The following is a 20905-nucleotide window of genomic DNA, read 5'->3' as shown; positions in this document are numbered from 1 at the left end:
ATAACTCCTCTTGTGCCTGCCAGCAATAGATTATTACTGGAATAAGCGACGAAGTTGAATAAAAAGTATAAAAACAAGAAATATTGTGCAAAATATAAGCACAGGGTACTCATTCCAAATAATCCAAGGAGTAAGGCCTTCGGCAGGAAATATGCTGCTTTGTAAGATGCCAGAGCTAAATGGAGGAAGACTTTCTACTATATCTCCGCTTGGGTCAATTACTGACGATAAACCGTCATTATTGACAACTATTTGATATCGTCCTGTAAGTAGAGAAAGAATTTGAGCCATTTGTAGTTGTTGGTAGCTGGCTAATGAGTGTCCAAACCAGCCATTATCACTAATTGAAACGATCCATTGGGCTTTAGGCATTTGATCACGTAAAATGTTGGGATATGCAAGCTCATAGCAAATGAGACTTGCTATAGGATGGTTTTCGATTCGAATTAGAGGTTGTTTTCTTTTTCCTGGTAATAAATTGGGTTCAGGTAAATTCAACCAACGATTAATGGTAATCAAAGGTTTGGGAATATACTCACCAAAAGGAACCAGATGACGTTTGAGTTTTTTCCCTTTTGCCTGCCCAAGCGTAATTACCGAGTTGTAATAATTTGTTTCACTATCGTTTGTAGGTTGTAAAATGCCTACCATAAGTGCACTGTTTGCTTTCAGAGCTTTTTTGTTCAGCTTCAATAAGTATTTATCCAGATAACTTGCAGGCAGTGGTATGGCTGATTCTGGTAAAATAATTAATTGTTTACCTAAGAGTTTATTAATTGCATTTTCATAGTATTTTAATAAATTCCAAAATAAGGTTTCATCCCATTTGTCGCGCATGGATAAATTCGCCTGGACAGCTCCTATACTTATAGGCTCTTGTTTGATTTGTGACCATGAGATATTTTTGCAAAGTATTGGGCTAATAATAATAAGCACAATTAGGATCAAATAATGGTAACGTTTTTGGGAGTTTTGTAATAAAGCTAGTGTCAGTAATGCAGAAATTAAAACACATACAAAACTGAGCCCATAAATTCCTAAAACAGGTGCAATGTATTTAATAGGAGTATCAATGAGGATGGTGCCTATTAATAACCATGGAAAACCGGTAAATAAAGTAGCACGACAGTATTCACTCAAGCACCATAAAACACAAAATAAGGTTAAAGACAATAGTTTTCGATTTTTGAGCTCAAGCAATTTATACAGACCAGCAACAAGGGCAGGAAAAAGCGCGAGATACATAATGAAAATTAATGTAACTAAACCTGCAAAGAAATAATTGAGTTGGCCATAGTCATGAATACTGACTATAACCCAGGAAACTCCAAAGCCGAAATAGCCTATCCCATAAAAAAAACCAAGCGAAAAGCCTTGTTTTCCAGAGCAATTTTGGAGACTCGAATAGAAAAAGGCCAGACTTAATAGTGCTAATCCTGGTATATGGAAAGGTGCAAAACCAAAAGGCGCCAGAATGCCTGCGATAAATACAAAAAAGTATTTAATATAGCCAATATGAATTGATGAATTCAAAGGAATATAATTGGCTAAAGCGGTTTGCTTCATGAGCTGTTAAAAAATTATAAAAAGATAAGATAATTGAGTCCTTTATCCAGGTCAAGAATTAATGAAACATTTTATAGTTGCTATCCCCTAATCCGGGTAAATACAGGTTAAAGTAATAGACTAATATTTGTTTCTGTTGCCCCATCCTGACTTGTATCTTTAATTTGTAAGCAAGAGATGAATTGATAGGATGGGGCGAAGTATTATTTTTTCAGAACATATGTTCCTGGTGCATCACAAATCGGTCTTATTTTTTTCTCAGGGTTGCCTAGTTCAGGTGGTTTCTTTTTCGTACCAGAATAGCCTGTAAGCCATTTTTCCCAGGCTGGCCACCAGGAGTCTTTAAAATGAGGAGCTCTTTCCAACCAAACATCGGGAGCTAAATGTTTATCATTTTCTTTATGAGTTAGCATTTGATAACTTCGTCCAGATTCACCTGGCTCATTAATAATTCCTGTATTGTGTCCTGCATTGGTCAGTACAAAGGTAATATTGCTGTCAGTGAAGTAATGAATTTTATACACTGATTTCCAAGGTGCTATATGATCTTTTATGGTACTTACTGCGAAAGTAGGTATTTTGATATCGGCAAGATTAATGCTTACATCAAGAATTTTAAATCGTCCTTGAGCTAAATCATTATTTAAAAACAAACTACGTAAATACTTGCTGTGCATTTTGTAGGGCATGCGTGTGGTATCGTAATTCCACGCCATTAAGTCACTAACTTCCTGTCGTTTGCCCAATAAATAATCATAAACCACTCGAGACCAAATGAGATCTATGGAGCGTAACATATTAAACGCTCCAGCCATTTGCGAACCTTCTAAATAGCCCTTTTCCCACATGATATCTTCAATATAAGTAAGTTGGTTTTCATCAATAAATAACTGCAGTTCACCTGCATCCTGAAAATCGGTTTGCGCTGCAAACAACGTAATTGTTTTTAATCGCTCATCATTATCAGCCGCCATTTTTGCAGCAACCATTGTTAATAGGGTTCCTCCAATACAATAGCCTACTGCATGGATTTTTTCTTGTGGAATAATTTGATTTATTGTTTTTAATGCATCCATCACGCCATGTATTACGTAATCAGAAAAGTCTAAATCTCTATCTTCAGAAGTTGGATTTTTCCAGGATATCATAAAAACAGTGTGTCCTTTATCCACTAAAAATTTAACCATTGAATTATTAGGCGAGAGATCAAGAATGTAATATTTCATGATCCAAGCGGGGATGATTAAGACAGGTTCTGGATACACTGTTGATGTTGTTGGTTCATATTGGATAAGCTCAATTAAATGATTTCGATAAATAACTTTCCCAGATGTTACTGCTACATTCTTTCCTACTTTATATTGTTCACTTCCTGCTGGTGGTTTGTCATTCAGTTTTAGGATGATATCATCAACAAAATTATTCCATCCTTTGATGAAATTCATTCCTCCTTCATTGATTGTGGTAGTAATTACTTCAGGATTCATTCCAGGAAAATTAGATGGAGCAAAAACGTCTAGAATTTGGCGTGTTACAAAATTAACTATGTTTTCATGGTGCTTGGAAACACCACGAAGATGTGTTGTAGCATTGTCCCACCATTCTTCTGTTAATAAAAAAGATTGTGAGTACACATTGAATGGAAACTGAGACCATAATTTATTTTGAAAGCGGTGATCTGTTTGACGTACTTCAATACAGAGTTCACATTTATCTTGGCTTTGTTTTTGTGCATATAATAATAAATGCCCCAGTTTTTTGAGTGCGTTTTTATTTAAATCAATTCGCTTCGCTGGCGAAAAAGCTAAATAGAACAGCCAATCTGTAAAAGACATCATGAGTGTTCCTGGGGATAGCCAGTTACACAATTGGCTGATTAAGGCATGGAATAATCTATCAAAACTTTGCCCTTCATAGTCGTATTTTTCTGATTCAGTTAATAAGGAGTTCTGCGTATTCCCAGTAGATTGTTGGGGCTTCTTCTTAGATTTATTCATGATCAATTCCCTTTATGAGTTCAAGAATTTTTTAAAAAATAGTCATTCCTTTTTGAATATTATGGCTTAAAAAATAAAATAACTCGATTTTAAAAATTGTCATTTTGTTCTGCACATAGTTTAGAGAATACTATCCAATTCTAAATATTTTGTGTAGGATGATTGCGTTTTATAATGGGAGAGGGATAAATGTATAATGTAATGATTACTGGTGCAGGGAAAATTGGTAGCTTAATCGCTTGTTTGTTATCAGAGAGCGGTTCTTATCAGGTTCATCTGGTTGATATTGATTTTAATGGCTCAGATGTAAAAAGACTGTTGGATGCAGTACCCAAAATTAAAACAGTAGCCTTAGATGTTCGAGATCAGCAGTCAACCCAAGCTTATATGGAAAAAAATGGTATTGTGACTGTTATCTCAAGCCTTCCATATTTTCTAAATACTTATGTTGCTGAGGCTGCAAGAGCCGCTAAAGCACATTATTTCGATCTCACAGAAGATACCGCGGTGACTGAAGCAGTGAAAGCAATTGCTCTTGATGCAGAAACTGCATTTGTTCCTCAATGTGGATTAGCTCCTGGGTTTATCAGTATCGCTGCAAATAGTTTAATGCACGAATTTGAAGAGTGTCATCATGTTAAATTACGTGTCGGAGCTCTTCCTCAAAATGCAAATAATGCACTGCAATATTCATTAACTTGGTCAACTGATGGAGTTATTAATGAATATGGCAATCCTTGTTATGCAATTAAATATGGAAAAGCAGTAACTTTGTCCCCTTTAGAAGGATTAGAAACTATTCAAATCGATGGATGTGAATATGAAGCATTTAATACTTCAGGTGGATTAGGAAGTTTGGCGGAATTGCATGCGGGTAAAGTACAGACCATGAATTATAAAACAATGCGTTATCCTGGCCATTGTTCAAAGATGCGTTTATTAATGAACGATTTACGATTAAACCAAGATAGACCTACGTTAAAGAGAATTTTAGAAAATGCTATTCCTAAAACTTATCAAGATCTTGTTATCGTTTATGTTTCTGTTGAAGGGATAAAACAGGGCGAGTTGACTGAAACAAATTATGTGAAAAAGATTTACCCTGCAGAAATTTGTGGTTTGGAGTGGTCAGCAATTCAAATAAGTACTGCTTCTGGTGTTTGTGCAGTGGTGGATTTAGTGCTTGGGCAAGAGAATGAGTATAAGGGATTGATTTTACAGGAAAAATTTCAGTTGTCTGCAGTGCTGGAAAATCGCTTTGGTCGTTATTACGCTTAATCTAGAAATATCATGTTACTGTTCCCGGATTATGTTTTTGTGAATCCGGGTTACTATGGAGGTATTTAATGGACATATTAAAACGCTTGAAAATACACGCAGTTAATCCGGGAGCCTTTAGCGGTCAAGGTTGGCAAAGTGGAATTCATGAACACCAATTAATCTCTTATAACCCGGCAAATGGTGAAAAGCTTGCAGAAATAGCAATGTGCACTATGCGCGATTATGAAGAGGTAATGGCTCGTGCTCAACATGCTGCACATGAGTGGAAAAAAGTTCCCGCTCCCAAAAGGGGAGAAATCATCAGGCAAATTGGCCAAGCATTGCGTGACCATAAAGATGCTTTAGGAAGTTTGGTTTCCCTTGAAATGGGTAAATCCAAGCAGGAGGGGGATGGAGAAGTTCAGGAAATGATTGATATAGCCGATTTTGCGGTAGGTCAATCGCGTATGTTATATGGTAATTCCATGCATTCGGAACGTCCACAACACAGAATGTATGAGCAGTGGCATCCATATGGTATTGTTGGCGTTATTACAGCTTTTAACTTTCCCGTTGCAGTTTGGTCTTGGAATGCTTTTCTGGCAGCTATCTGTGGTAATGTGACTTTGTGGAAACCTTCAGCAAAGACTCCTTTGTGTGCTGTTGCGGTTCAGCATATTTGCAGTGAAGTATTAAGGGCTAATGGTTGCCCGGAAATATTTAGTTTAATTATTCCAGAAAGCCACGATGTGGTTGAAGAAATGGTTAATGATAAACGTATACCTCTTATTTCATTTACTGGCTCAACAGCTGTAGGTAAACAGGTTGCAGAAAAAGTCGCAGCTCGATTAGGTAAAACTATCCTAGAGTTAGGCGGTAATAATGCAATTATTCTCGATGAATCAGCTGATCTTCATTTAGCAATCCCAGCCATTGTTTTTGGGGCAGTAGGCACTGCAGGTCAACGGTGTACTTCTACACGACGTTTATTTGTTCATCATTCTAAGTATGATTACGTTGTAGAGCGGTTACGATTTGCCTATGAGCAAATAACAATTGGTGATCCTTTAGATAAGAAAAATTTAATGGGACCGCTTATTGATGAACAAGCTGTTTATCAATTTAATCAGGCAATAGCTCGAATTAAGGAAGCAGGTGGCCAGATTATCTATGGCGGTGAACCAGTCCAGCGTCCTGGTTTTTTTGTCCAGCCTACATTGGTATGTAATGTAAAAAATCATTGGGAAATTGTGCAAGAAGAAACATTTGCGCCAATTTTATATGTTATGCCTTTTCAGACAATCGATGAGGCGATTGCTTTACAAAATCATGTGCCTCAAGGCTTGTCTTCTGCCATGTTCACCCAAAACTTAAACAATGCGGAACATTTTTTAAGTGCCTGGGGCAGTGATTGTGGAATAGCCAATATTAATATAGGTACTTCAGGGGCTGAAATTGGTGGTGCATTTGGTGGGGAAAAAGAAACCGGTGGTGGGCGTGAATCGGGATCTGATTCTTGGAAAGCATACATGCGTCGACAAACCAATACGATAAATTGGGGAAATGAATTACCTTTAGCACAAGGTATACGTTTTGATTTGTCTTGATTTTAATCAATTGTTGTGGCCTGTGTGAAGCAAGACATAACTCGGGCTACATTGTAAATAATGAGGAAAAAAGAATGCAGGGACCTTTTTTTATAAAAAAAGTCGCAGTTCTGGGTGCTGGGGTGATGGGTGCGCAGATTGCAGCGCACTGTGTTAACGCAGGTATAGAAACGTTACTCTATGATTTGGCATCTAAAGAAGGAAATGCGAATGCACTGATTGATAAGTCAATAGCTAATTTAGGGAAGCTAAAGCCTGCTCCTCTTGCTACTGCTCAAACTGCAACATTATTGCAAGCACGAAATTATGATCAGGATCTTGCTGATTTATCTTCATGCGATTTAATTATTGAAGCAATAGCTGAGCGTTTGGATTGGAAAGAAGATCTATACAAGCGGATTTCCCCATTTTTAGCAGAACACTCTATTCTAGTGAGTAATACTTCAGGATTGAGTATTAATTCTTTATGTTCTGTTTTACCCAAAGCACATAGAGAAAATTTTTGTGGTGTTCACTTTTTTAATCCTCCGCGTTATATGCATCTTGCAGAACTTATTCCTGCTGAAACTACAGATAAGGAGTTGGTTGATAACCTGGAGACATGGTTAACTCGTTATCTAGGTAAAGGAGTGGTGCGTGCCAAAGACACGCCTAATTTTATTGGCAATCGTATAGGCGTATTTTCTCTCTTAACAACCTTACATCATGCTTTTGCTATGGACATGGGATTGGACGAAGTTGATGCATTGACAGGTCCTTTGTTAGGAAGACCAAAGTCTGCCACGTTTCGTACTATGGATGTTGTTGGTCTGGATACCATGCAACATGTAATCCACACAATGCAGCAACAGTTACAAGATGATCCATGGCATCATACCTTTAAACTGCCTGAATGGCTCCTTAATCTCGTTAAAGATGGACATTTAGGGCAAAAAACAGGCCAGGGTGTTTATAGAAAAAATGGCAAAATTATTGAGGTTTATGATATTGGAACAGCAAGTTATCGTCCGGCGCATCCTGTTGTAAGTGATGCGTTAAAAGCGATTATGGGTAATCCCGATCCCGCAGCACGCATGCAAAATCTAATTATTTCCAATAACAAGCAAGCACAATTCTTGGCTGCATGTTTCAGAGATTTATTCCATTATTGTGCGTATCATCTTGAGTCAATTGCAGATAATGTTAGAGATGTTGACCTGGCGATTCGCTGGGGTTTTGGATGGATGCAAGGACCTTTTGAAACGTGGCAATTAGCTGACTTGGCAAAAATGACTCAGTATATTAATCAAGCAATAAAGGAAAAATCATCGCTTAGTACAGCGCAATTGCCCGGATGGCTTTTGGAAATCGATGCTTTCTATACTGAAAATGGCGCATATTCTCCACTGAAGAATGATTATCAATCGCGAAGCCAATTGCCTGTGTACAAACGTCAGCTTTTTACTGACCGGGTTATTAAAGAACCAGAACATCCTACGCCCGTGATTTATGAAAATGAAGGTGTGCGTTTATGGCATTTACAAGATGATGTCGCTGTAGTGAATTTTAAAAGTAAAGCAAATACTGTAGGACAAGCAGTTCTTGATGGATTGGAGGCTGCAGTGGAAACTGCAGAAAAACAATGTCGTGGGTTAATTATTTATCAATACGATGTGACTAATTTTTGTTCGGGTGCTGACTTACGTGGTGTTCTTAATCTAATTAAGGACAACAAAATGCAGGCTTTGGATGCCATGATTGCACAATTTCAGCGCATCGCTTTGCGTTTGAAATACAGTTCTGTGCCAACAGTCGCAGCTTTGAGAGGACGTGCTCTTGGTGGTGGTTGTGAATTAATGATGCATTGTGATGCTGTAGTGGCTTCCTATGAAGCTTATCCTGGTCTGGTTGAGTTTGGTGTTGGCGTGATACCTGCTGGAGGTGGATGCAAAGAAATGGCCATGCGTGCTGCACATCTGGCTCCTAAAGATTTGATGGCAGTTCTTCAGAGTTACTATCAACAAATTGCCACTGCACAAGTTGCAGGTTCAGCTGCTGAGGCAATGCAGATGGGCTATTTGCGAAGTACGGACAGTTATGTCATGAACGCTAATGAAGTGCTCTATGTTGCATTGGCTAAGATAAATTCCATGCATACTGAAAATTATCTTCCTCCTTTAAAGAAACAGTTTCAAATTGCTGGAATTGAAGGTAAAGCACGACTACAGGCCGGTTTGGTTAACTGGTTAGAGGGTGGCTTTATTTCTCAGCATGATTATTTCATTGCTACCGAACTGGCAACAGTGCTTTGTGGCGGCAATCTTAATCAAAACACATTTGTTGATGAGAACTGGATGCTTAAGTTAGAGCGAGAAGTTTTTATAGCTCTTGCTGGAACGCAATTAACTCAAGCACGGATTAGTCATTTACTAGAAACTGGCAAGCCGTTACGCAACTAAGGGAGATTTGAAAATGACTAATGTATATATAGTCGATGCATTACGCACCCCAGTAGGTAAAGCGCCACGTGGTGTATTTAAGAATACCTTACCCGATGATTTATTGGCCCATGTGATCAGAAGCTTAATGGAACGTAATACATCAGTGGATCATCAGGAGATAGGTGATGTTGTAATAGGCTGTGCTATGCCTGAAGCAGAGCAGGGTATGAATGTAGCACGTATTGCTTCATTACTTGCTGGCTTGCCTCAGTCTGTTCCCGCAATGACAATTAATCGTTTTTGTTCTTCTGGAGTGCAAAGTATTGCTACTGTTGCAGAGTCTATACGTAGTGGTGATATGCATTTGGCTCTTGCTGGTGGTGTTGAAAGCATGTCTATGGTTCCTTTAGGTGGAAATAAATACACAGTGAATCCTGTTCTATTCAATAATGACGATATCGCAATTGCATATGGGATGGGTATTACCGCTGAAAATGTTGCAAAACGTTGGGAAGTTACTCGAGAGCAACAAGATGAGTTTGCTGCCGAAAGTCATAAAAAAGCAGTAGCAGCACAGCAGCGGGGTGACTTTAAAGCAGAAATCAGCCCCGTAGAAATTACCATAAGACAGGCAGATTTAAAAAATGCATCGGTAATAATGAAGAAAAAATGGGTAAATGATGATGAAGGACCACGAGCTGATACTTCTTATGATGCTATTTCTAAATTAAAACCAGTCTTTGCTGCAAGAGGAACGGTTACTGCAGGAAACAGCTCACAGACCAGTGATGGCGCAGGCATTGCTTTATTGGCCAGCGAACAGGCTTTACATCAATATAATTTAAAACCAATAGGACGATTGCTGAGTTATGCTGTCGCCGGGGTTCCTCCTGAAATTATGGGGATTGGCCCTATCAAAGCAATTCCAGTTGCTTTAAAACGAGCAGGTCTTACTTTAGATCAGCTGGATTGGATAGAGCTTAATGAGGCTTTTGCAGCGCAAGCATTGGCAGTGATTAAAGAGCTTGATCTCCCTCGAACCAAAGTGAATCCTTTAGGTGGAGCTATTGCTTTAGGACACCCTTTAGGTGCAACAGGTGCAATAAGAACAGCTACTTTATTGCATGGATTAAAAAGAACTAAAGGACGTTATGGCATGGTCACCATGTGTATTGGCACAGGCATGGGCGCTGCTGCAATATTTGAAGCTTTATAGTTCTTTAAGGCTCAGGGTAGCAAAGCGTTTAACTATTCTCATAGCTGGGTGAAAGCGAAAGCCGTAACCCTGGCTGCAATCTAACATTTCGAACGATTACCAAAGCGTAGGCCGAGCTGCACTTTTCTTCGCTCCAGCTCACTTTTGTAGAGAATATATTTTTAAATAAGATACTACTTAGTTTTTATCGCGGAATATAATGCGACCTTTGGTTAAGTCATAGGGAGTTAACTCGACTTTGACTTTATCACCGGTCAAAATTCTAATGTAATTTTTACGCATACGACCAGAAATGTGAGCAGTGATCACATGTCCATTTTCTAATTCAACCCGAAACATGGTGTTGGGTAAGGTATCTATAACCGTTCCAGCCATTTCTATATGATCTTCTTTTGCCATAGGTCTCTCAGTGATGTACAAATTTATAAGATTTATTATTATATACTTACTGCGTGTATACTGCACTAAAATGAAGAAAATGGCAATCTACGCTTATTAAAATTTAATTATTGTATTATTTCGTCATTGGTCTACTCCAGACATTATGGACTCGTCATTAATACAATTGCTCTTATCTTGCTTTATTGATATTAACTAATCCAGGAATATCTTCAGCTACAAATACATCGGCAACATACTCAGCATAGTATTTCTCTTGACTGATTTGTGCGCGACTTGGTCTAATCAGCCCATGCAGATTCAATTCATTTTTTTGTAATTCAAAACTAAGCGTCCTAATCTGATCTGGAGTAACACTTTGTTCAAATAGTCTCTTTGCTGTATTGAGAAAACACTGCATTTCCTCATCAAATATTGCTTTATCTTGCATATATTTTGTTTTTACTTCAAGTGTATCTGTAAATGCAGGTTCTCTAGGAGGCTTAGGAACCATTTTCCAGCCCTCATGGGTTAAACCCAGTCGAAGATGTTTTACCATCTCATGTTCTTGAGAGTAATATGAAACAGTTATTATCCCTGCTGAATTATCACTTATTAAAAATACAGCCTTAGTTTCTTTTTTTGTAGCACCGTGGTTTTCCAAAATATCATGTAATTGGTTACTGCTAAGTTTTCCAAAAATAATAGAAACTTTAGATTCTGATTCATTATTTTGTTTTGACTCCATAGGCAAATACTCCGGGTTATATAGTAACTAAATTGTCAATCATTGAAGCCATAACAGGATGAAATGGTAATGGTATGTCTATATTGTATAATAATAGTACACTGTTGTTGTTATTTGAAATATTAAGTAAGGATGATATTCCATTGACCTTGCTTTGTAGGGTGTTCTAATGATTGAGATAATATATGAATAAATTCTTTTCGCTCGATAACTTTAGCGCCTAAACTTTGTAAATGATTGGTTGGAATTTGGCAATCAATAAAATCAAAATTCCATTTTACCATTGTTTTACATAAATAATAAAAAGCAATTTTTGATGCATCTGTTATCTTGTGGAACATCGATTCACCAAAAAAAGCATGACCTAAACTCAGCCCATATAAGCCCCCTACAAGTTCATTTTCATACCATATTTCAAAGGAATGAGCATAACCCATAGTATGTAAACGAGTATATGCTTCGATCATTTCTTTCGTTATCCAGGTATTATTTATTCGTGCAGTACTCGTGGCGCATGCAGTAATTACTTGTTTAAATGCTGTATCTATTGTGAATCTAAAGGATTTTTTTAATGATTTTTGTAAACTGCGAGACACTTTAAATTCATTGGGAATCAATATAAGTCTTGGATTTGGAGACCACCAGAGAATAGGTGTTCCTGGCTCATACCAGGGAAAAATTCCTTGTCTATAAGCTTGAAGTATACGTTGGGGTGATAAATCACCGCCAATGAATAATAGGCCTTGCTCATCACTTGTTTCCGGATTTGGAAAGAAGTGGATTTCATTATAGCTCAATACAATCTCCTAGATTTATAAAGATTTTTTTCTTAAAAATCTTTTTTATTCTACAATTATTATAAACCGAGAAAAAGTAGTAGAGACCTGCTGCGCAAGCTAAAGGTATCGAATCTGCTAACATATTAGCCCCTTTTGTTTGTGTGCTACGGTTTCTACTACTTTTTCTAGGTTAAGAACTGGAGGAAATAATTGGATTATTTGTATAGCCTGGGAAATATTTTAATGCTTTTGAGTCTTTGTTTTAGAAAAGTACTCCTTTTGCGTATAATATTTGTACTATCTGATTTATCCTTTTTGCTTTATGGAGCATTGGCTAATGTACCTCCCGTTGCATATTGGGCTATCGCATCTTTAATCATTAATTTCGTACAGATTGGTATTTTGTTAAGAGATATGATACCTAGAGACTTGCCATATGACTTGCAACAGATAAAAGATTTATTTTTTTCAAGTGTGCAAACAAGTGATTTTATTCGTCTTATTAAATTAAGTTACCGAGGTACTTCCAGCAATAAAAAAATGCTGACTGAAGGGGAGCCTGTAGAAAATTTAATGTTGATCACTCAAGGTTTGGTTTATATTGAGGTAGATGGGACTACTATTGAGGTAGGTCCATATCATTTTATTGGTGAGATGAGTTATTTTAGTGATGGTAAGGCCAGCACTACCATACATTCTCGAGAACCAGTAGATTTTTTATATTGGCGTTATTCTGATTTGCGCCGCTTACAAGAAAAAAACCCTGCCTTATTTATGAAAATGGTTGAAGCTATGGGGAAAGATATTATGCTGAAAATGCTTCATCAAAATAAAACACCAGGGGCATCATAAATTGGCAGCTCTATTAGGGCAGCAAAGCAGAGTATTACATTATAAGTTAGCTTCACCGCACCAGATTTCAATTAAACGTTACTTCCTAAATTCAAATCCAAGAATTGTTCTGCATCAAGAGCAGCCATACAACCAAAACCTGCAGAGGTAATGGCTTGTCGGTACACATGGTCAGCCACATCACCACAAGCAAATACACCGGGAATAGAAGTACTGGTTGCCATACCTTCCAGTCCTGATTTGATAACGATATAACCATTATTCATGATCAGTTGATCTTTAAACAAATCAGTATTAGGAGTGTGTCCTATAGCAATGAATACACCATCGACATTTAATAATTCCTTTGCATCATTTTGTACATTACGAATTAAAGCTCCAGTTACTTTTTTATCATCACCAATGACTTCCTCAAGAGTGGAGTTCCAAATTATTTTAATATTGCCATTACGTGTTTTTTCAAAGAGTTTATCCTGAAGGATTTTCTCAGCGCGCAGACTGTCGCGTCGATGTACCAAGGTTACAGATGAAGCGAGATTAGACAAATAAAGCGCTTCTTCAACCGCAGTATTTCCTCCACCAATAACACAAACTTCTTTATTGCGATAAAAAAAGCCATCACAAGTGGCGCAGGCAGAAACGCCTCGGCCTTGATAAGTTGATTCTGACTGTAATCCCAGATACCGCGCAGAAGCTCCAGTGGCGATGATCAGGGCATCACAGGTATAAATATCACTATCACCATGCAATGCAAAAGGTGCTTGTGTTAAATTAGCTTTAACAATATGATCAAAAATTATTTGAGTATCAAAGCGTTCTGCATGTTTTTGCATACGCTCCATCAAGGCAGGGCCTTGTAGTCCCTCGATGTCACCAGGCCAATTATCAACGTCCGTTGTGGTTGTTAATTGACCTCCTGGTTGCATTCCAGTGATTAAAACCGGATGAAGATTGGCTCTTGCAGCATAGACTGCAGCGGTGTAACCTGCTGGCCCTGAACCTAATATGATTAAGCGGTGGTGATTGCTTGAGCTCATTGTCTCTGCCTTCCTTAATATTTTGATATTTTGTGTTAAGATGGCGAATATTATGACAAAAACAACTATATGAAAATACCTATGGAAAAACAACTTTCAGGAAAAAAATCCGGTACTTCTAAAAAGCACATGCCCAGCTATGTTGTAAAGCGACTTAGCGAGGGTAGTTTTATATTAATTTTAACAAGTGCTCTTTTTGTGCTCTTATCTTTACTGACTTATAAAATCAGCGATCCTGGATTTTCACATGCTTCACGATCTGGAGTAGTTGTTGCAAACTCAGGAGGACAAGTAGGTGCTTATATTGCAGACGCTCTTTACTTTGTGTTTGGGTATTTTGCCTATTTAGTTCCTGTCGCTTTTGTTTATATTTCCTGGACCTTATTACATGATCTTCGTGCATTAAAGATCCTTGATAAACGCGTTTTAATTCTTCGTTCTGTTGGACTGATGCTTATGTTTTCTGGTGGTTGTGGCTTATTAAGCCTCGAGGCAGAGATGAATCAATTGGATTCTATTCATGGAGCCGGAGGATTTATAGGACAGGCTGTTGGTGGTGGTTGGTATCAAATGCTGAATTTACATGGAGCAAGCTTGGTTCTATTGGCTATGCTTTTGGTAGGAACTACCTGGCTAACCGGTTTGTCATGGATAAGGGTGATTGAGCTGATCGGTTTTTATACATTATTCGCTGTAAATTATATTTCTAAAGCAATACAAAAAGTAATACATCTTTTTAAGGCTCAAGTTGAACGTTCCAGCTCAAGAGAAATAACCAAAATACCTCGTGCAAAAACTACTCCGAAATTATTTAAATCAAAAGTAGAGAAAGAAAAAGAGGTGATAGCTTCTCCTATTTTAATTACTAATGAAATAAAACCTGAAATTGTTAAACCGGTTAAAGAAATAAAGGAAATCCGTATTCCAAAAGTAAGTACTTCCGGTGAATTGCCCTCTCTAAGCTTATTAGATAAAGGACAGCCTGGAAAACCAATGGGAGGATACACACATCAAGAACTAGAAAATTTATCACGGGAAGTAGAGCAACATTTACTGGATTTTGGCATTCAGGCGGGTGTGGTAGCTGTACATCCTGGTCCTGTGGTAACTCGTTTTGAATTACAATTGGCAGCAGGTGTAAAAGTAAGTAAGTTGACTGCGCTGGCTAAAGATTTAGCCCGTTCTTTATCTGTAATTTCAGTTCGTGTTGTTGAAGTAATCCCAGGTAAAACTGTAGTTGGATTGGAGTTACCCAATCATTCGCGAGAAACTGTTCGGTTATCAGATGTTTTGTTAGCGGATGTATATCAGCAGGCTCATTCACCGATTACCTTAGCCTTAGGTGTTGATATTGCAGGCCATCCCGTAGTGGTTGATTTGGCAAAAATGCCGCATTTATTGGTTGCTGGGACCACCGGTTCTGGTAAATCGGTTGGTATTAATGCCATGATTCTAAGTATCTTATTTAAGGCAACTCCCGATCAGGTACGTCTCATTATGGTTGATCCTAAAATGTTGGAGTTATCAGTTTATGATGGTATTCCACATTTGTTGACTCCTGTGGTTACTGATATGAAAGAGGCGGCCAGTGCTTTGCGTTGGTGCGTCGAAGAGATGGAGCGTCGTTATAAACTGATGGCTGCTTTGGGTGTAAGAAACTTGGCAGGTTTCAATAGTAAAATTGCTGAAGCGATTGCTGATGGTCAACCTTTGGTTAACCCTTTATGGAAGCCTGTTGATTCAATGGATGAAACAGCCCCAGAGTTGGAGCTTTTACCCTATATTGTCGTCGTGATTGATGAGCTTGCCGACATGATGATGGTTGTAGGCAAGAAGGTAGAACAGTTAATCGCACGTATTGCTCAAAAGGCCCGTGCTGCTGGAATTCATATGATTCTTGCTACACAGAGACCTTCGGTGGATGTTTTAACTGGGCTGATTAAATCAAATATTCCTACAAGGATGTCATTTCAAGTTTCGTCAAAAATTGATTCTCGTACTATATTAGATCAACAAGGTGCTGAACAATTATTGGGGCATGGAGATATGCTCTATTTGGCACCAGGAAGTGGAGCACCTTTACGTGTTCATGGGGCTTTTGTTGATGACAAAGAGGTTCATCGTATTGCTGATGACTGGCGAGCTCGAGGGGAGCCTGATTATATTGAGGATATTTTAAAATTATCTAGTGATGGTAATGAAGGTGGAGCAGATGAAGAGGGTCAATCTACTACTGAGGATGATGATCCTCTTTATGATCAAGCAGTAGAATTCGTTATTCAAACACGTAAGGCAAGTATATCCGCAGTTCAACGACGTTTAAAAATAGGTTACAACCGTGCAGCAAGAATGGTTGAGGAAATGGAACGAACAGGAATTGTGGGGCCATTAGATGGCGGTTATCGTGATGTCTTGGTTTCATCCGTGACGGAGGATTAACAATGAAAAAAATATTAATCGCATTACTCTTAAGTATTTCTATCGCCGGATTTTGTGAAACACCTGATGCATTGTTGCAGGGCAAATTAAATAGCATACGCTCAATGACAGCTGTTTTTAAGCAAACAGTAAAAGCAAAACATCGAGTCGTATCTCGTTCATCAGGAACTATGGCATTACAAAGACCAGGTCGATTTCGTTGGCAGACGACACAACCTATGGCGCAGTTAATGGTAGCTGATGGTCAGAAAATTTGGGTCTATGACAAGGACCTAGAGCAAGTGACTGTTAAAGCGCAACAAAAAGGTTTAGGGGGAACTGCGGCTTTATTCTTGAGTGGATATGATGATACTGTAACCCGAGATTTTAAGGTGACTCAGAGTAATGTGGGTAAGGATCTTGTTTTTGATTTGAAATCAAAATCACCTAAAGCAAATTTCCAACGGATAAAATTGATGTTTCGCCAAAATACTTTAACAGGATTGGAGCTTTATGATCAATTGGGTCAAGTGACAACTGTCCAATTATTGCAAATCAAATTAAACCCTAAATTAGCCGCTAGTGTGTTTCAATTCAAAACGCCAAAAGGGGTTGATGTGGTTCGGCAATGAGCTTATTTAAGACGATACCTACACCACCATTAGCAGAACTTTTAAGACCCAAAAGTCTGGATGAAGTAATTGGGCAAAGTCATTTATTGGGAGAGGGAAAATCACTACAGCTTAGTTTTGCTGGGAAAAAACTTCACTCAATGATTTTATGGGGGCCTCCAGGAGTTGGTAAAACGACGATTGCCCGCATTGCTGCTGAAGCTTTTGACTGCGAATGGATAGCCCTTTCCGCGGTTTTCTCCGGTGTTAAGGACATCCGTGCTGCAGTTGAAAAAGCCCAAGAAAATCTGATTTATGGTAAACATACTTTATTGTTTATTGATGAAATTCATCGTTTTAACAAAGCGCAACAAGATGCATTATTACCTTATACTGAATCAGGTTTAGTGACATTCATAGGGGCTACCACTGAAAATCCTTCTTTTGAAGTAAATTCAGCTTTACTGTCACGCGCCCAGGTTTATGTTTTAAAGTCTTTGACTGATGAAGAATTAGAACGTTTGTTCCAAAAGGCATACAGGGCTGTTTTATCTCACATCCAGTTTGATGATGATGCAATAGAAATGCTTGTCGGATTTGCTGATGGTGATGCTCGACGATTATTGAATAGTCTTGAACAATTGCATGCAGCATGTACCACAATGAATAATGTACATGTGACTAAAGAATTTGTTATGAATTCACTGACAGAACAGGTCAGACGTTTCGATAAAGGCGGCGACAATTTTTACGATCAAATTTCTGCGCTGCATAAATCAGTGCGCGGCTCTCATCCTGATGCAGCACTTTATTGGTTATGCCGTATGTTAGATGGGGGAGTGGACCCTCGTTATTTGGCACGGCGTATTGTTAGAATGGCATGGGAAGACATTGGTTTAGCTGATCCACGTGCTGTCCAAATCGCAAATGATGCCGCACTTACTTATGAAAGACTGGGCTCTCCTGAGGGAGAGCTTGCTCTTGGAGAAGCTGTTATTTATTTATCGATTGCTGCAAAAAGTAATGCAGCTTATATCGCATTCAACCAGGCTATGGATTTTGTAAAGCGGGATAAATCTAGAGAAGTGCCCATTCATTTGCGCAATGCTCCTACTCGTTTAATGAAAAAAATAGGACATGGAAAAGAGTATCGTTATGCTCATGATGAGCCTCATGCTTATGCAGCTGGAGAACATTATTTACCTGATGGGATGCAAGAGCCTGGCTGGTATAAGCCAGTAAATCGTGGTTTAGAAATAAAGATTACCGAGAAGTTAGACCTTTTAAAATCATTGGATGAAAAAAAGCGAGAGTCGTAGTTCAAACTACTAAAAAAGTAGAGAGTAGATCCTTCACTGCCTTACAAGCCACGGAACGTAGATAGCATTTAGAGCCTTAATTTTAATACAGTGAACGGCACTGATTCTCTGGAGCGACTCTTTTCTCAGTTTTGTATTGCTACGCTTATAATTTACAATCCAGAGTATTCCAACTCGACTCAATAATATTTGCTCCTGCTTCATGATATCGGCTGTAATTAAATACCAATGGTTTACTAGAGCTAAAAAAAGGCGCATATAAATTTTTATAAGCTATTTGGCTATCTGTAAGGAATACCGAACATGTATTCGGTAACAACGCTGCTACACTTTTGATATTTTTATAGCGAGAATTTTCACTGATGTAACTGTGATCAAAACCTAAAAAAGCTAGGTAAGGCTCTCCATAACTTTCATTTTCAATAATTTTTGCTGCCTTGCCATTGAAACAATGAATTCTGAAGTGTTCATCTCCATTTAAGTATCTGATTTGAAAACTTCTAATAGAGGATAAGATTGCAGGATAAGAATCCAGAGCAACTATACGAATACCAGATTTTTTGGCTGTTTTTACTATATCTGTATAACCAGAAAATCCACATTCACTTGTTACATCTTTGAAATGCAAATAAGCAGCAAGTTCAGCAGGCAACTCTTTATTAGGGCTATTGAAATACTCATCAAGCAATTTTTGATGGCGATCATAAAAGAGAAACTCAAAAAACAAGGTTTTTATTCCTAATTTTTTAAAGTATTCCAGATTTTCTATAAGAAATTTTTTAGGAAATTTATGATGATGAATTTCACCTATGTAGATTCCTTGAGGAAGAGAATTTTTATTTTTTAATTCTTTGAATGTTTTTTTTAATGCTTCTTTTCTTTGGGGTACTGATAAATAGGAATGTGACGATTGTGGAAAACTCCAACAGGATGGGGAATAACTTGTTTGCCGTGCTAAATCAACAGACAATTGACGTAATGATTTAATTTCGGATACATATTCTTCCGTTGACTTATTATGCCAAAGAAGGTAGAGATTACCATCCCAGCCTGAAGAAAAGGGTAGTTGGGTTAAATGAAGTTGTAGTTTTTCATCAAAATCCGTATAAGTGATTAGAGCGTCCAACTCATCGGGGTAGTACTCAAAATGAATTTGTCGTTTTTCATCATCAAAATAAATTTTGATGCTCCCCCGTGGGAAGCCTTTTTCAACCAAAGCCTCAATAAGTTCCTGATAACATTGTTTGATGATCGGATAGTTGATTTCATCAATGGATTCGCTTTTTGTTCCTATTAAAATACATATGCTCATGAGTAAGCCCTCTAACTTTAACAAGGGCGCTTTTTTGAGATTATCCTGAACACTGGTATTGGGAATGCGGGGAAGTTATAGCGCCAAATTCAACTGCACATGCCCAACCTGAAAAACAATGTTCAGGCAGCTCATGCACATAGTCATATTGGAACGCATAATTGTCATAAAATTACTTTTTTGAATAATTTAATTACAATATCTATATCATGGTTATTTTTTTATGTCAATAAAAAAAATCGGGGCTTTTTAAGCAATTAATTGCATGATTTTAAATGTATTTTCATTTTACTTTAAATTTGTTACAGTCATCTTATTAATTAAAATAATTTCATCCAGTATGCATTATTCTAATTACCAAACATGTGCTGTAAGACCGCAAATACCTCTTTCTGAGTGGGATATTTTATCCAGCCTGCCAACTGCTTTGGTAATTATCAATTCACAAGGACGAATTGTGTGGTTAAATCCTCCAGCAGAAGCAATGTTGGGATATGGATTATTTGATTCATTATGGTTGGATGTGATTTTACGTGCTTTTGCTCCTCGTGCTGATGATGGCCATGAAGTTTCTCTGGCGGATGGCCGTCGTGTCCATGTAGCGATTGCAACCTTGGACAGTTTGCCGGGCATATTAGTCAGTTTAACTGATATAACTGCCACACGAGATTATGAGAAAGCTAAAGAAAATGAAAAACAATTGGTCTCAATTGGTACAATGACTGCGCAACTCGCACATCAGATTAGAACTCCTTTGGCTTCAGCGATGTTGTATACAGAACATTTGAATAATCTTCCTGATTTGGATGTGCGTACCCAAAATTGGATACATCGATTGCAAGAGTGTCATACAAGCATTGAGCAGCAAATTCAGGACTTATTGTTGTTTGCTCGAGGTACTACAATAGAGCCGACACGTATAGATATGAACTATTGGTGCTCCTTACTCGTACAACGTGCGCAGCCTTATGTTTTAGCTCGTAATGTAACCTTCAATGTGAACAATCGACTGATTTCCAGTGAATCATTAATCCACGCAGAATCATTAATTGGTTCTGTTTTAAACTTGGTGATCAATTCATTGCAATCTGATGCAACAGAAATTAATTTAACACTTGCATCTATGGATGATTCAGGTATACAAATATCAGTAGAGGACAATGGTAAAGGAATGCCTGAAGAAGTAAAGAATCAGGCTTTTTCCCCTTTTTATACTACAAAGGCGCAAGGAAATGGTTTAGGTTTGGCGGTTGTTTATGCTGTAGTAAAAGCACATGGAGGTCGATTGAGTCTGGAGTCTACAGAAGGGGTTGGAACTCAAGTTAATTTGTTTTTGCCATAATATTTTAGGTTGTCATCCTGAGCATTTTGAAGTGTCTTTTGCT

General features: G+C 38.0%; 16 protein-coding genes. 9 read left to right on the top strand and 7 right to left on the bottom strand.

Features of this window, described 5'->3' with window-relative positions:
• Window positions 1–33 precede the first annotated feature (33 nt).
• Together lnt and Ltuc_RS06885 are read right to left on the bottom strand one after the other, a co-directional pair.
• Window positions 34–1566 (bottom strand): apolipoprotein N-acyltransferase, encoded by a 1533-nt coding sequence (lnt, locus tag Ltuc_RS06890; protein WP_058520552.1) that lies wholly within the window; start codon window positions 1564–1566, stop codon window positions 34–36.
• Window positions 1567–1769: 203 nt separating this feature from the next.
• Window positions 1770–3563 (bottom strand): PHA/PHB synthase family protein, encoded by a 1794-nt coding sequence (locus Ltuc_RS06885; protein WP_058520551.1) that lies wholly within the window; start codon window positions 3561–3563, stop codon window positions 1770–1772.
• 189 nt (window positions 3564–3752) lie between these two features.
• On the opposite strand from Ltuc_RS06885, the gene Ltuc_RS06880 reads away from it, so the two are divergent.
• From Ltuc_RS06880 to Ltuc_RS06865, 4 genes are all read left to right on the top strand, one after another.
• Entirely contained in the window at window positions 3753–4841 is a 1089-nt protein-coding gene (locus tag Ltuc_RS06880; RefSeq protein ID WP_058520550.1) for a saccharopine dehydrogenase family protein, read from the top strand.
• 68 nt (window positions 4842–4909) lie between these two features.
• On the top strand, window positions 4910–6430 hold the full coding sequence (gene amaB, locus Ltuc_RS06875) for an L-piperidine-6-carboxylate dehydrogenase (protein ID WP_058520549.1): 1521 nt from the start codon (window positions 4910–4912) through the stop codon (window positions 6428–6430).
• Between the two features lie 74 nt (window positions 6431–6504).
• On the top strand, window positions 6505–8868 hold the full coding sequence (locus tag Ltuc_RS06870) for a 3-hydroxyacyl-CoA dehydrogenase/enoyl-CoA hydratase family protein (protein ID WP_058520548.1): 2364 nt from the start codon (window positions 6505–6507) through the stop codon (window positions 8866–8868).
• Between the two features lie 13 nt (window positions 8869–8881).
• Window positions 8882–10066, top strand: coding sequence for an acetyl-CoA C-acyltransferase (locus Ltuc_RS06865; protein ID WP_058520547.1), 1185 nt, complete (start codon window positions 8882–8884; stop codon window positions 10064–10066).
• 177 nt (window positions 10067–10243) lie between these two features.
• On the opposite strand, the gene infA is transcribed toward Ltuc_RS06865, so the two are convergent.
• The 3 genes from infA to aat form a co-directional block, all read right to left on the bottom strand.
• Complete coding sequence (gene infA / locus Ltuc_RS06860) at window positions 10244–10465, bottom strand: translation initiation factor IF-1 (RefSeq protein ID WP_019233117.1); 222 nt, start codon at window positions 10463–10465, stop codon at window positions 10244–10246.
• Window positions 10466–10637: 172 nt separating this feature from the next.
• Complete coding sequence (locus tag Ltuc_RS06855) at window positions 10638–11192, bottom strand: hypothetical protein (RefSeq protein ID WP_058520546.1); 555 nt, start codon at window positions 11190–11192, stop codon at window positions 10638–10640.
• Between the two features lie 122 nt (window positions 11193–11314).
• Window positions 11315–11989: a leucyl/phenylalanyl-tRNA--protein transferase gene (aat, locus tag Ltuc_RS06850; RefSeq protein ID WP_058520545.1), complete on the bottom strand. Its 675-nt coding sequence runs from the start codon at window positions 11987–11989 to the stop codon at window positions 11315–11317.
• 261 nt (window positions 11990–12250) lie between these two features.
• Here aat and Ltuc_RS06845 point away from each other — a divergent pair, with 261 nt between their 5' ends.
• Entirely contained in the window at window positions 12251–12823 is a 573-nt protein-coding gene (locus Ltuc_RS06845) for a Crp/Fnr family transcriptional regulator (protein WP_238584080.1), read from the top strand.
• A 71-nt stretch (window positions 12824–12894) separates the two neighbouring features.
• Here Ltuc_RS06845 and trxB read toward each other — a convergent pair whose 3' ends face one another.
• A complete protein-coding gene (gene trxB / locus Ltuc_RS06840) occupies window positions 12895–13860 on the bottom strand; it encodes a thioredoxin-disulfide reductase (RefSeq protein WP_058520543.1) in 966 nt (321 codons plus the stop codon).
• Window positions 13861–13941: 81 nt separating this feature from the next.
• Between trxB and Ltuc_RS06835 the strand changes: the two genes are divergently transcribed.
• The 3 genes from Ltuc_RS06835 to Ltuc_RS06825 are packed head-to-tail and all read left to right on the top strand — an operon-like array spanning window position 13942 to window position 18208.
• Window positions 13942–16299 carry a DNA translocase FtsK gene (locus Ltuc_RS06835; RefSeq protein ID WP_058520542.1) on the top strand — a complete coding sequence of 786 codons (2358 nt, stop codon included), beginning with the start codon at window positions 13942–13944 and terminating at the stop codon, window positions 16297–16299.
• Window positions 16300–16301: 2 nt separating this feature from the next.
• Window positions 16302–16910: an outer membrane lipoprotein periplasmic chaperone LolA gene (gene lolA / locus Ltuc_RS06830; RefSeq protein ID WP_058520541.1), complete on the top strand. Its 609-nt coding sequence runs from the start codon at window positions 16302–16304 to the stop codon at window positions 16908–16910.
• Window positions 16907–18208: a replication-associated recombination protein A gene (locus Ltuc_RS06825; RefSeq protein WP_058520540.1), complete on the top strand. Its 1302-nt coding sequence runs from the start codon at window positions 16907–16909 to the stop codon at window positions 18206–18208. Before lolA ends, Ltuc_RS06825 begins: the two co-directional genes overlap by 4 nt.
• Before the next feature lie 145 nt (window positions 18209–18353).
• On the opposite strand, the gene Ltuc_RS06820 is transcribed toward Ltuc_RS06825, so the two are convergent.
• Complete coding sequence (locus Ltuc_RS06820; RefSeq protein WP_058520539.1) at window positions 18354–19520, bottom strand: TraB/GumN family protein; 1167 nt, start codon at window positions 19518–19520, stop codon at window positions 18354–18356.
• A 340-nt stretch (window positions 19521–19860) separates the two neighbouring features.
• On the opposite strand from Ltuc_RS06820, the gene Ltuc_RS06815 reads away from it, so the two are divergent.
• Window positions 19861–20862 (top strand): ATP-binding protein, encoded by a 1002-nt coding sequence (locus tag Ltuc_RS06815; protein ID WP_058521632.1) that lies wholly within the window; start codon window positions 19861–19863, stop codon window positions 20860–20862.
• Window positions 20863–20905: the final 43 nt, after the last annotated feature.

The sequence above is a fragment of the Legionella tucsonensis genome (assembly GCF_001468035.1).
GTDB classification, from domain to species: domain Bacteria; phylum Pseudomonadota; class Gammaproteobacteria; order Legionellales; family Legionellaceae; genus Legionella; species Legionella tucsonensis.
The sequence above is the reverse complement of the archived record's forward strand: the minus strand, read 5'-3'. Positions and strand labels throughout refer to the sequence as shown.

Excerpts from the sequence above, each read along its gene's own strand:
- lnt (WP_058520552.1), bottom strand. The coding sequence starts at position 1,566 with ATGAAGCAAACCGCTTTAGCCAATTATATTCCTTTGAATTCATCAATT.
- Ltuc_RS06885 (WP_058520551.1), bottom strand. The coding sequence starts at position 3,563 with ATGAATAAATCTAAGAAGAAGCCCCAACAATCTACTGGGAATACGCAG.
- Ltuc_RS06880 (WP_058520550.1), top strand. The coding sequence starts at position 3,753 with ATGTATAATGTAATGATTACTGGTGCAGGGAAAATTGGTAGCTTAATC.
- amaB (WP_058520549.1), top strand. The coding sequence starts at position 4,910 with ATGGACATATTAAAACGCTTGAAAATACACGCAGTTAATCCGGGAGCC.
- Ltuc_RS06870 (WP_058520548.1), top strand. The coding sequence starts at position 6,505 with ATGCAGGGACCTTTTTTTATAAAAAAAGTCGCAGTTCTGGGTGCTGGG.
- Ltuc_RS06865 (WP_058520547.1), top strand. The coding sequence starts at position 8,882 with ATGACTAATGTATATATAGTCGATGCATTACGCACCCCAGTAGGTAAA.
- infA (WP_019233117.1), bottom strand. The coding sequence starts at position 10,465 with ATGGCAAAAGAAGATCATATAGAAATGGCTGGAACGGTTATAGATACC.
- Ltuc_RS06855 (WP_058520546.1), bottom strand. The coding sequence starts at position 11,192 with ATGGAGTCAAAACAAAATAATGAATCAGAATCTAAAGTTTCTATTATT.
- trxB (WP_058520543.1), bottom strand. The coding sequence starts at position 13,860 with ATGAGCTCAAGCAATCACCACCGCTTAATCATATTAGGTTCAGGGCCA.
- Ltuc_RS06835 (WP_058520542.1), top strand. The coding sequence starts at position 13,942 with ATGGAAAAACAACTTTCAGGAAAAAAATCCGGTACTTCTAAAAAGCAC.
- lolA (WP_058520541.1), top strand. The coding sequence starts at position 16,302 with ATGAAAAAAATATTAATCGCATTACTCTTAAGTATTTCTATCGCCGGA.
- Ltuc_RS06825 (WP_058520540.1), top strand. The coding sequence starts at position 16,907 with ATGAGCTTATTTAAGACGATACCTACACCACCATTAGCAGAACTTTTA.
- Ltuc_RS06820 (WP_058520539.1), bottom strand. The coding sequence starts at position 19,520 with ATGAGCATATGTATTTTAATAGGAACAAAAAGCGAATCCATTGATGAA.
- Ltuc_RS06815 (WP_058521632.1), top strand. The coding sequence starts at position 19,861 with ATGCATTATTCTAATTACCAAACATGTGCTGTAAGACCGCAAATACCT.